Origin of the sequence: Halalkalibacillus halophilus DSM 18494, assembly GCF_000423105.1 — a bacterium.
GTDB classification, from domain to species: Bacteria; Bacillota; Bacilli; order Bacillales; family Alkalibacillaceae; genus Halalkalibacillus; species Halalkalibacillus halophilus.
This window is the reverse complement of the sequence record NZ_KE383978.1, coordinates 316,267-328,743: the sequence shown is the minus strand read 5'-3', so window position 1 is coordinate 328,743 and position 12,477 is coordinate 316,267. Positions and strand designations below refer to the sequence as shown.

Genomic DNA, 12,477 nt, shown 5'->3' with positions numbered 1-12,477 from the left:
TCTTTATAAGTTCAGTTGATTTATATCATTTACTTGGAATTTTTGTTTCAGTGCTTCTCCTAATCGGATGTCGGAAATCAATAATTCCTCACCAGTGAACGCTGGCACATACTTTTGGTCGTCTTGCAGTACGGCGTCATCTAATATGACTATTTGATCAGCGAATGCTTTTTCGCCGTAAACTAAAACGTGGGCATCGTTTGCTTGATACAATAACGAATGAAGTCGAGAACTTATGCCCCTTTCTTCCTCCAAATCGTATTTATAAAATTGAACAAAGCCGACCTTCTTATCGCTTGCTATTAGCTTCTTGATATAATCGTAAGTCTTAATATCTTCGTTAAATACCGTACGGAAGTCTGCACATACAATCACATCGAAGTCTCTAAATCCTTCTTGTTTTTCTTCTCGAACAGGCCACATTGGTTCAGGAACGTAAAACGGGCGCTCTGCTTGAGTAAATGGATAATATAACGGTAAGTTCGAGTGATGATAATGCTCCATACTTTCTACATAGAATTTACGAACCCCTTTAAAATGACCGTTATAACCAAATGCGGAGCTTCCTGTGAGTGATGAAGTTGTTTGTCTCGGCATCGATACAGGACCTGTTTCTAAGTCCACATATTTAAACTTACCAAACTGTTGAATCAATCTACGCTTAAATTCTCCGTCCGCCGCAAAACGCACAGGATCCCAATAACCTAGTTCTTCTATCACTGGCTTTCTTCTAAACATAATCGACGACATATTCGGGAAAATGTAACGTCCTGGTGTCCCTCTTCTAAAGAAGGTCAACTCTTCTGTAAGTCGTGCATGTTCAGATGTATTGGCGATTACTTTTGGATTAGACACCAAATGTTCAGCTTGTCTCGCTATTTTTTCGACGTGCGACCAATCATCTGAATCATTAATCGTGACAAACTCTCCAGTCGCTTCCTTTAATGCAACATTTCTAGCTACATAAGGTCCGCTATTTACAGGTGTTTGAAGTAAAGTCACTCGCGCATCCTGGTTAGCATACTCTAGCACAACATCTCTGGTGTGATCAGTGCTATGATCATCAACAACCAATAATTCAAGGTTAGACCATGTTTGATGTAAGATGGATTCAATCGCTGTCCGAATTCCTTCTCCTGCATTGTAAGCTGGAATAATCACCGATACTTTAGGGCCATTGATCTTCGCAAGTGGCATTTCTTCCATTGTTAAATCATCATACTGTGTTTCTACACTTGAAGAATCAAAGCTAACCGGCATTAACTCATACATTTCCATCGCCTGGTTCAACCAATTTAACTTGGCATCAATTGTATCTTCCGTATTTACTAAACCTAAATAAATGTCAGGATGCTGATGCTTTTCTAATAAACGCAATAGGACATCCTGTGCTAAGTCTTTACGTTCTAATAAAGTAGAGGACTCGGCTATCAAAATAGTAATTCTTCGCAGTTGATCTTGGTCGGATTCTTGGAAAGCGGCTTCTTTTAAATACGGAACAGCTAATTTTGCTTCTTCCGCTGTTTGATGATTCATGTGCCAAAGTGCGATTTCAAATGCAATTCTTCTTTTGAAGTAAGCCATTGTCTCTTCTTCGTATAATGCTTTTAGGTCTCCAAGTGCACGTTCTTCAAAGCCTAAAGTGTATAAATGGTAGCGTAGTTGCTTTAGCTTTTGTTTCCGCTTGTACTTTTCACCGTTTTTAGAAAGCTTTTGAATAAACCGTTTCTGGTTTTCAGGTAATAAATCGCCGATCTTCTTACGTTGTTTTTCCGAAAAAACGGAATACATCGTTACATCTATGCCTTTTTTCACAACACTTTTAGCAGCTCGTTTCACTGTATTTACCACCTTTATCCTTCACTTAATTATTTAGAAGCTTGTTGGTTTTCTGTGTTACTTCTATTATTACTTTTCGTTTTTCTTCTTCTATTTAACTTCACATTGTTTTTATTTGTGGTACCAGTTGCTTCGCGGTATTCTTGGACGACCTGCTCTGCGTCGCCATCACGTACAATTAAACCTTTTTCCATCCAAATAGCACGTGTACAGATCTTTTCAACAAAGCCCATGCTGTGAGAAACAATGATAACCGCTTTCGCTCGTTCCATCATCTCTTGAATCCGTTCACTAGCCTTTTGTTTAAATTCAACATCTCCAGTAGATAAAGCCTCATCAATAATGAAAATATCAGGCTTTAAGACAGCCGCAATACTAAAACCTAATCTAGATTTCATCCCACTAGAGTAGCTTTTCACTGGGCGGTCGATTGCTTTTTCTATACCAGAGAACTCGACAATTTCATCAAATTTCTCGCTAATTTTCTTCTTAGAAATCCCAAGCAACATCGCGTTTAGATAGATGTTATCGCGCCCGGTTAACTGGGGGTTAAAACCAGTACCATAACCAAGTAAACTCGAAGTATCTCCATTCACTTCTAAATTACCCTCGTCAGGAAGGTAAATATGGGTTAGTAATTTACACAACGTACTTTTTCCAGCTCCGTTATGTCCAATAATACCAACTACTTCCCCCTCATTAATTTCAAAGGAAAGGTTTTTCATTGCCCAGAAATCTTCTTTGTTGAGCCTAAATTTCACGCCAACATTTTCTGCTTTAATTACTGCACGATTTTTAACATTGGTTTCCGTCTTATTCAAGTTTAAGCTTTTTTGAGGTCTCGTTCGAGCTGGAGGTATAGAAGCTCGGTACTTATCGATTATTTCTTTTGGATCTCCATCCTCTTTTACTTTCCCTTTTTCAAACCAAATTAAGCGGTCACAGTTTCTTCTGGCAAAATTCAAACTATGGGTAACAATGATCACCATCTTAGCGTTTTTCACTAATTCTTTAAGTTTCTGAGCAGCCTTTTTTCCGAAACGTGCATCACCTGTATTCAAAGCCTCGTCTAAAATAAGAATCTCTGGTTGGAGGTGAGAAGCAACACTAAACCCTAGACGTGCTTTCATTCCACTAGAGTAATACTTCATCGGTTGATACAAAAAGCCTTCAAGCTCTGAAAATTCATGGATCTCATCGATATATTCATTAATTTTATCTTTCTCAATTCCTAGCATCATTCCGTTTAAATAAACATTCTCTTTTCCCGTTAATTCAGGATTGAATCCCATTCCGTAAGAGAAAAGCGCGGTCACATTGCCGTCGACTTCTATCGAACCACGATCTTCTCGCAAAATTCCAGTTATTACTTTACTGATCGTCGTTTTACCGGCACCATTTGAACCAATGATTCCTAAAATTTCACCTTCATATCCATCAAAAGTGATGTCTTCTAGAGCCCACGTTTTTTCTTCTTGTTTCTCTTTATCCGATTTTGGTTTTGAAAATAAACGAAAAGCCTTTGATTTCAGGTCATCTTCATCCCGATTCTCAAAAGCAACACCTATATTTTTTGCTTTAATGACACGAGGTACATTTTCGTTATTCATGCTAACCATCTACTTCCTTTATAATGCTTTAATAATTTTATGTTCGTTTTTACTATAATAATAAATTGTAAATGCCCCGATCACGATGGAGAGACCAAATATGATCCCTAACCCGATGAAATGGGGGTTCGAATTATACATTAATACGTTTCGGTAGGATTCTACTATAACCGCAATTGGATTGTATTTCGTAATCCAATCATACTCTGGGCCCAATCTTCCACCTTCCCAAATGATAGGAGAAGCGTAGAAAAAGATTCGAATTACGTGCGTTAAGATATTATCAATGTCTCGCACAAAGACTGTTACATACCCTAAAATCAGACCAACTGTAAGTAAAAAAACAGCTGTTACTAATATAATTAACGGTAAATAAACGACTTGCCAACCTGGTGTAATCCCGAATACCATCAAAAATATAGCTACTACAACTAAACCAAAGAGGAAGTTGAAAAGCTGCGAAAAGGTAAAGGTTAATGGAAATACCGACTTAGGTAAGTACACCTGATTAATGATCGAACTGTACCTAAGTATCGATTTTGCGGAGCTGTTTATACTAGAACTGATCCAACGCCACGCAACCAATCCAATTACTAAAAATACAGCATAATTTTCCCCACCACGGTCTAATATAACCACTACTAAGAAGTAATACACCATCACGTTTAATAATGGATCAAGAAGCCACCAAAAATAGCCTAAATAACTATTTCGGTGCTCTGCCTTTAAGCCGGATTTCACTAAATAAAATAGTAAGTCTTTCCTTCTAATAATCTCTTCTATATACGATTTCATACTATTGATTGGCACCACCTATACTACCGTCACTTCTAGTTTTTTTACTAGACTTTAATTTATTCTTCAATCCATGTGTTGCATAGTGCATAAAATAGTAAGCACTCTTTAGTAGGTTCTGTTTTTCAATTTTACGATAGACGAACCACTGCCCTTTAGCAGCTTTAAATTTATTACTTGATACCGTATTGGACCCCAAGCGATACTTTGCTAGAACCTCAGGAATACCGTATGCTAGATAGCCTTCACTTGTTAATGTGAGCCACAAAGCATAATCCTGTCTTCTACGGATATTTTTCATAGCGATTTTTCCAGTTTTCTCTCGGTCGATCATAACTGTAAGGCATCCAATTACACAATGCTTCATTAAGTCAGAATAACCTACTGTTTCCGGAGCTCTTGAGATATTGCTCGTTAATGAACCGTCATCACGCATTCGTACATACTTCGTAAACGAAAAGGCTACGTCATTTTCTTGCATGAATGTTAGTTGTTTTTCTAATTTGTCAGGAAACCAAAGATCATCGCTATCTAGGAATGCTATGTATCTCCCTTGGGCGTGATCTATTGCTGTATTACGAGCAATGGCAGCTCCTTGGTTTGTTTCTAATTGGATACATTTCACACGAGCATCTTGGTTAACAAAGTCTTGGATAATCTCCACCGTTTGGTCTTGCGAGCAATCATCTACTACGATGACTTCAAAGTTCGTAAATGTTTGTTCTAATACAGACTCAATTGTATCACGAATCGACCCCTCCGCGTTAAAGGTTGGTGTAATTACTGACACGAGCGGGGCATGTTCATCATATGTTATATCATTATTATTCGTCATTTCATCACCTAGTTCAATTGTAACCAAGAATCATATAATTTAACTAAATGGTCCGCCTGTGTTTGCCAGTTTAATTCTTCTAACACAGCTTGCTTCCCATTTTCACCCATCGCTTTCGCCTGCTCCGGATGATTATATAGATACTCGATTGCATCATGGATTTCTTTTTCATCATATGGATCTACAACTAGACCACATTGATATCGTTCTACAAACTCTTTCCATTTCGGAAAGTTTGAGCAAAGAATCGGGATTCCTGCATTCATGTACTCAAAGAACTTTGTTAGTTCTTTTTTCAAGTAATGGTCTGTTGGCGGAAATAAAGCGAGTCCTGCCAACCAGTTCCGACTGAGATAGGTTTGGTCTATTTCTTCTTTTTTGATAAACTGATCGATTCCATTAATATGGATTCGGTCTTTTTGACTGCTAGCTATTTCATCGATTGCTTCTGCGAACTGCTTCGGGCATTTTCCGACTAAATGAACGTGGACATTCTCATGGATTCTTGGAAGTTCCGCGTGGATAAACGCCCCACGTTGTTCATCTACATTTCCAGTATACAACACTCGGCATTCCGGTGCTTCCTCTGTTTTTGTATGATTTAAGAACGCTTCATTTACTACCGGATAATTAAGTACCATATGCGCATCTGGATAAATTTCTTGGTAATATTTTTCGGCAATCACTTTTTTGAATTTGCTCGTTAACATTTTCTCGATCGTGCGAAAGGTATACTTAATAAGCTTTTTTACAGGCTTTTTTAAATAATCCTTCTTTATAAGACTTGTAACAAAGTCTTCATGTATATCATAGACAACTACATTATTTCGACGTTTTAGTAGTCTTGCAGCAAGCATTAGTTCCGGATCATGGAAGTGATAAAGGTCAGCATTTAACTGCTTTGCTTTTTTGTACACTTCTAAGTTCCCTTTGATCATTCGTTTAAATTTTGACTGATAATTTGTAAGCTCTATATGCTTCACTGGTGTAATCTTATTTTCCTCAGAAGCTTTCGCCAGCAAGGTCACATCATAGCCCGCTTCTTTTAAGGATTGGCATTGTTTATGAAAAATCCTTGGGTCATACGGGTGATGCACCGACGTTAAATGTACAATTTTTTTGTCAGCTCTCATAGAGTCAGTCCCATCTGTTACATATTAGCTACTTCATCAAATACATTTTCATATTGCTTGACGATTGTCTTTGCTTCAAAATCCTCGACACGCTGTAAACCTTTTTCACGAATTGCTTCTATTTCTTGTGGGTCGGTAGTTAGTATAATAGTCAATTGCTCTGCTAAACTTTCCACATCCCCAATTTCTACTATTCTTCCATATTCCCCTTGCATTAATACCTCTGCTGCTCCAGGCTTAGCATCGGTTGTGACTACTGGTGTCCCGGTTGCAAGAGCTTCTGCAATGACATGCCCGAAGCCTTCTTTCTTAGAAGTAAGTACAAAAACATCAGCCAAACGAAAGAACGTATACGGATTTTGTTGAAAACCGATAAAGTGAACTCGATCTTCTATATCCAATGCTCTCGATTGTTCTATGAGCTTCTCTCTTAATGGGCCTTCCCCCATGATGATTAATTCTGTATCAAGCTCCCGTTGCACTCGTTGAAATGCGTTTAGTAAAGTTTGGTGGTCTTTATCATCGACCATTCTACCAGCAGTAACTATTTTCTTCTTCTTACTGTCTAACAAAAATTGATACGGTTCTGGAAGCTCTTCTTTCCGTGACTGTTTTTTTATATGGTCTAAATCAATCGGATTATAGATCACGGATACTTTGGCCTGATCAGCGCCGTATTTGTGAATTAAATTTTGTTTTACCCCTTCTGACAACGCGATGATTTTACTAGAAAATCGATAAAATAATCCATATATTTTCAGGGTTCGGTCTGATTTTTTTGTTCCACCTAGATAAGCCGCTTCTCGTACAATTATTTTGGCTTTACTAAATGATAAAAGTTTCGCAAAAATCGCAATCATATTATAGTTTGGAATCGTGCTAAAGACGATATCTGCTTTTTCTTTACGGAGGATTTTGGCAAGTGGGATGATTGCTTTTCTCAGCCTACTTGATTTTAATTTTATAAATCTAATATTTTCATTTAAATAGGGTTCATATGTACCTTCAAAATTACAGGTGACCAGTACAGGTTCGAACCTCTCTTGATCGATATTATTTAAAATATTTAAAAATGTTCTCCCTGCCCCACCTGAACCGAGATAATAGATGAAGAATACTACTTTAATTTTTTTATCCACAGTATACCTACCCTTTATTAGACATTTACGATTTTTCGATCAGATAAAACATGCTGTACTCCAATCATGAATATTCAACTCTTCATTATACTAGCTTATAGAAGAATATGTAACAAAAAATCTCCCGAAATGCTAATCGGGAGATGAAATAGTTATTTGGGTTGATGAAGTCTCGTTATTTCCTCTAAAAATGGGAGTAAATCTTCACGAATATCTTCGCGCTCCAATGACATTTCGATCATCGTTTTTAAGAAACCTTTAATTTCCCCTACATCATAACGACGACCTTCAAAATCATAAGCATAAACAGACTGTTCCTCGTTTAAGCGCTGAATCGCATCTGTTAACTGAATTTCATTTCCTGCGCCAAATTCTTGTTTTTCTAAGTAATCCATGATTTGTGGATTTAAAATGTACCGGCCCATAATAGCAAGATTTGATGGTTCTTGACCGAGAGCTGGTTTTTCTACGAAAGTATTAACTTTATATAGCCTACCATCTTTATCAAGGGGGTCAATAATTCCATAACGATTGGTTTCCCCATCTGGAACTTGTTGAACACCAATAATTGATTTTTGATGGGTGTTGTATTGGTCAATTAATTGCTTTAACCCCGGTGTTTCTGCTCGAACGATATCGTCACCTAGAAGGACCGCAAATGGGTCGTTTCCGATAAACTTGCGTGCACACCAAACAGCATGTCCAAGTCCTTTTGGTTCTTTTTGACGAATATAGTGGATATCGACGTTGGAAGATTTGCGCACCTTCTCTAATAGGTCAAACTTACCTTTTTTCTCTAAAGTCTCTTCTAGTTCTAGCGACACGTCAAAATGATCCTCAATTGCGCGTTTCCCTTTACCGGTAACGATGATGATGTCTTCGATTCCCGATTCAATTGCCTCTTCGACAATGTACTGGATCGTAGGCTTATCTACAATTGGAAGCATTTCTTTTGGAAGAGCTTTTGTAGCTGGTAAAAATCTTGTTCCAAGTCCTGCAGCCGGGATAATTGCTTTTTTAATTTGTGTCATTCTATGCCTCCTAGATGTTTGGTGTTATTGTTTGTCCATATGTTCTTGCACCATCGTGCGTACGCGAGACTTTTCTTCGTCAGAAACGACATAATACCAGACTCCGCCCATCATTTGGCCAGAACCGTTAATTTCTTCACGAATGGTTTCGTCTCTTGTTCCACGATAATCCATGAACATCTTCCGCATTTCCGCCATTTGCATATTTGTCTCAACATTTGATCCGACGGCTGTTAGTACGCTATCGATTCGTGTGAAAGAATCAAAGGACATCGCTTCTTGTACCATAGAGTCGATGATTTTTTGTTGGCGATCGTTACGACCTAGGTCACCTTGTGGGTCTTGTTTACGTTCTCTGGAATAACTAAGTGCTTCGCTTCCGTCTAAACTGATTTCTCCAACAGGAAATGTATTACCATTGTGGGAAAACTCACGGTCGTTATTCACCGTCACGCCTCCAAGGGCATCAACGTCATCTTCTAGTCCGTCCATATTCACACGAGAGTAAAAGTGAATCGTTGTGTCTAAGAAGTTCTCTACCGTTTGTACTGCTAATTCAGATCCTCCAAAAGCATACGCGTGGTTGATTTTATCTTCGCCACGTCCAGGAATATTCACATACGTATCCCGAGGGATGCTGAACATGAGCATTTCATTTGTATCTGGGTTAAGTGAGGCAAAAATCATCGTATCGGAACGTCCCCTGTCTCCTTCGCGCTCATCCACCCCAAGCATTAGTACATTAATGGTGTCTTTATCATCTAAACGCTGGTCAATTTCTTCTCGCTTTTCACGGTCAGAATCAAGCGGCGTATACATTTCTGTTACTGTGTCATCTAATTTATTATATAAGTGTAAAGCATAACCTCCCGCTGCTAAAGCGAGGATGAGTATAACTATTAATATGATAATCCAAATTTTCTTTTTGCTTTTTTTATTTTTTTTATTTGCATTTCTTTCTTTACGCGTTTCTGCCATATTATCGGATTCCCCTTTTATCCCAATCTATTTACAGTATACAACAAAAAAGGTGGGGATAGGGTTAAAATTTGATGAGAAATTGGTGAGAGGATGAAGTTTTTTTAATCGTAGCTTTATTTCATACACAAGGTTAGAAGAATTCTTTTTAGGGTAATTTCCCTTTAGGATGATTTTTCATAAAGGATGATAACATGACGAAGCAAATGGACGAACTGTGGCAAGCGATTAAGCAAGAGAAGTGGAAGAAAGTAAAACGGATTAATTGGAAGGCATTTAATTTTTCTGAAATAGATGGGCATTCCATTGTATTTTTAACAGCGAGTGATTCGGCGGGTTACCCGTATATAAGTCAGGCTAGAGAGATGAGTATAGGTGATGCTGTATCGGAGGCCACTGCGGTGTTGTTGCGTGGGTTGCCGAATGATTTTAAAGTGGAGCACTTGAAGCTTGAAGTCGTTGAACAAGTGAAAAAGGAGCAAGATGTAGAGGAAATCAGGTTGAACAAAGGTGTCGCCGGATTGGCGTTTGATGGTGAATTTAGTGTTGCATTTACCCCGCAAGAAGTTGCTAGTTATAACTTAGTTAACAAGCGGGCCTTGGTGTGGGACCGAGTTTCGCTTGCTCTGCGTCATAAATTGGGTAGTACGAGTGATTTCGCGGAAGATTCGTGGAAGGATTTATATAAATTTACTACTCGTGCGTTTTATGCAGACGGGGTGAAAAGTTACCCGTTAAGTCGCGGTCAGAAATATCGCAAGGAAGTTGTTGCCGGTGATGTGTTGGAATCGATTCAGATGGCGAAAAATAATTATTTTCAACACGTGGTTAAAGGCGATGGCGAGTTTATTTATTCTTATTTACCTTCTGAGGATTTAGAAGAAGGGAAGTATAATATTTTAAGGCATGCTGGAACGGTTTATTCGATGCTCGAGACGTATGAATTAGAGCCGGACGAAGCGTTAATGGCTTCTTGTAAACGTGCGATTGAGTATTTGATGGACCATATGGAAGAGAGTCACTTGAATGGAAATGCTGTTAACGTCTTGATTCATGATGATGTGTTGAAGCTTGGCGGTAATGGCCTGGCACTCGTTGCTTTAGCTAAATATACTGACATTACAGGGGATGAAACCTACCTCGATACCATGCAAGGGATGGCCACTTATATTAAGGAAATTCAAAGTGAGAATGGCGATTTCGAAGTTCATAAGATGATCTATAGCACTGGTGAGGTAAGTGAGTTTCGATCGTTTTATTATATCGGCGAGGCAATGTTAGGGCTGACCAGGCTATATGCTATTGACGGAGACGAGCAGTGGTTAGATGTCGCTGAGAAAACAGCGGAATATTTGATTCATGTCCAAAATAAAGGTGCAACTGCTGAAAATATTTTGCATGATCACTGGTTCTTATATGGGTTGCATGATTTATATCAACACCGCCCTGAGCAAAAGTATGCCGATTACGCGATGCTGATGGCTGAAGGGATTATGCAAGCACAGTACGGCGAAGATGAGGAGTACGCCCCCTACCGTGGTGGATATAAACCGGAAAACTCTGACGTTCCAAAGTCGGTCCCGAATGCCTGCCGCGCAGAAGGTCTCATCAAGGTGTATTATCTAGCGCGGGCGGTTGATGAGGACAAAGTTGCTGAACGTGTACTAGACTCTTTAGACCGATCTATACGCTTTCAACTACAAAGCCAGGTGCGTCCCGAACAAGCGATGTACTTCCCGAATAAAGCACTCGCTACTGGCGCTTTTTACAGTAAATTGAAAGGCAACGATCTACGAAACGACTATACTCAACACAATATCTCAAGCCTGATCGGGTATTACCGGATTTTGACTGAATGATTTTGTTAAGTGGGAGAAACTAGCGCGCTAGTTTCTTCTTTTTTGTGTTTTTGGTGGGGTGTTCGTTTCGATGTTCTACTCATTATGTGATTTGTTCTACTCGTTTTTGAAAATGTTTTACTCATTATGAGTGACGTTCTACTCATTATTCGAAATGTTCTACTCATTATTGAGAATCTTCTACTGATTATCTAGTTTTCTTCTATCCAATAAGTATTTGTAGTCCTCTTGAATGTTCCAATTCGAACGATATTTCGTACTCGAGCTGTTTCCTTCTCTAGTTAGATTTGCTGAATTCAGTATTCTTCGAGCGGAATGAAAACTATCAATCCCTAACCAGTTTCTAGCCTGAGCATTCGTAATCGTATTATCCACTAATAAAAAATAATCTTTCAATGCCTCAATGTGATTTTCTCTTCCTTTTCCGGAACAGTTTGTGCAGCGCCACACTCCTTTTGAGTAGTTCATTAGGTTTTTCAAACAAATGAAGCATTTAACCCCCTTAAATAGCTCGCTTTCAGAAATAGATAATCTATCAAGAGCACGAATGTTTAATGGCTGGTTTTCCTTTTTTAGCAAATTAGAAACATATTCAGGATCGATTATAGATGGACGTTCCGAGTATTTTGAATGGAGTTTACGTAAATGACTTGGAAAGAGATAGCCTGTAATAATTCGTGGGTCCAAACGCAACGCTGCGCTTCGTTTAAGGTTCACGTTTTTGTTAACGAACACGATGAGTTTTTCGATTGGGGGCACATTTGGAATACGACGTTCCAGCCAGTTTTGGAGATTATATTCTTGGTTTTGAATTTGGGCGAGTGGATCTTGGTAGGGTTTTTCCGTTCCATCTGATTTGGTTTGAATTAATGTGCCAAATTCGTGGTCAAATGTAATCTGATCGGTGTAGTTTTTAATTTCAATTAGTAGAATGAACTGGGGAAAGATTAGTAGTTTATCCATTTGAAAATGATGTTGGCCATTGTAAAGTCGACAGCTATCCACTTTTTCATACGGAAAATCGTCGAAACTCAAATAATAATCAAGCGATTTTTCTCCAAAGTAGCCAGCCCGGTACATTGATAAATGGTTGGTGACTGTTTCGTATAGCGGGTGTGTACATTGGAGATTGCGTTCGAGTGCTGCGTATTGGAGCAGCGGTTGGGGGATGGAAGTCATGTGAGGTATGCCTTCTTTCAGTGGATTTTTTAGAAGAGGTCGAATATGTCTGACCATTCGAAGTAACTGCGAAATAGAT

At 38.7% G+C, this 12,477-nt stretch carries 10 protein-coding genes; 1 reads left to right on the top strand and 9 read right to left on the bottom strand.

Annotation, left to right across the window (positions count from 1 at the left end; genetic code table 11):
- Positions 1-3: 3 nt before the first annotated feature.
- The 8 genes from G532_RS15395 to G532_RS0113350 all read right to left on the bottom strand — a co-directional run bounded on the left by G532_RS15395 (position 4) and on the right by G532_RS0113350 (position 9,360).
- Complete coding sequence (locus tag G532_RS15395) at positions 4-1,839, bottom strand: glycosyltransferase family 2 protein (protein WP_051189185.1); 1,836 nt, start codon at positions 1,837-1,839, stop codon at positions 4-6.
- A 29-nt stretch (positions 1,840-1,868) separates the two neighbouring features.
- Complete coding sequence (locus G532_RS15390) at positions 1,869-3,458, bottom strand: ABC transporter ATP-binding protein (RefSeq protein WP_035513048.1); 1,590 nt, start codon at positions 3,456-3,458, stop codon at positions 1,869-1,871.
- Between the two features lie 9 nt (positions 3,459-3,467).
- Complete coding sequence (locus G532_RS0113375) at positions 3,468-4,244, bottom strand: ABC transporter permease (RefSeq protein WP_027965252.1); 777 nt, start codon at positions 4,242-4,244, stop codon at positions 3,468-3,470.
- Between the two features lies 1 nt (position 4,245).
- On the bottom strand, positions 4,246-5,079 hold the full coding sequence (locus G532_RS15385) for a glycosyltransferase family 2 protein (RefSeq protein ID WP_051189209.1): 834 nt from the start codon (positions 5,077-5,079) through the stop codon (positions 4,246-4,248).
- A gap of 8 nt (positions 5,080-5,087) precedes the next feature.
- Positions 5,088-6,212, bottom strand: coding sequence for a glycosyltransferase (locus G532_RS0113365; protein WP_027965251.1), 1,125 nt, complete (start codon positions 6,210-6,212; stop codon positions 5,088-5,090).
- A gap of 17 nt (positions 6,213-6,229) precedes the next feature.
- On the bottom strand, positions 6,230-7,351 hold the full coding sequence (locus tag G532_RS0113360; RefSeq protein WP_027965250.1) for a glycosyltransferase: 1,122 nt from the start codon (positions 7,349-7,351) through the stop codon (positions 6,230-6,232).
- A 152-nt stretch (positions 7,352-7,503) separates the two neighbouring features.
- On the bottom strand, positions 7,504-8,382 hold the full coding sequence (gene galU, locus G532_RS0113355; protein WP_027965249.1) for a UTP--glucose-1-phosphate uridylyltransferase GalU: 879 nt from the start codon (positions 8,380-8,382) through the stop codon (positions 7,504-7,506).
- Between the two features lie 24 nt (positions 8,383-8,406).
- On the bottom strand, positions 8,407-9,360 hold the full coding sequence (locus G532_RS0113350) for an LCP family glycopolymer transferase (RefSeq protein WP_027965248.1): 954 nt from the start codon (positions 9,358-9,360) through the stop codon (positions 8,407-8,409).
- 194 nt (positions 9,361-9,554) lie between these two features.
- On the opposite strand from G532_RS0113350, the gene G532_RS0113345 reads away from it, so the two are divergent.
- Positions 9,555-11,219 carry a beta-L-arabinofuranosidase domain-containing protein gene (locus tag G532_RS0113345; protein WP_027965247.1) on the top strand — a complete coding sequence of 555 codons (1,665 nt, stop codon included), beginning with the start codon at positions 9,555-9,557 and terminating at the stop codon, positions 11,217-11,219.
- Between the two features lie 180 nt (positions 11,220-11,399).
- Here G532_RS0113345 and G532_RS0113340 read toward each other — a convergent pair whose 3' ends face one another.
- Positions 11,400-12,398, bottom strand: a complete 999-nt coding sequence (locus G532_RS0113340) for a nuclease-related domain-containing protein (RefSeq protein ID WP_027965246.1) — start codon at positions 12,396-12,398, stop codon at positions 11,400-11,402.
- Positions 12,399-12,477: the final 79 nt, after the last annotated feature.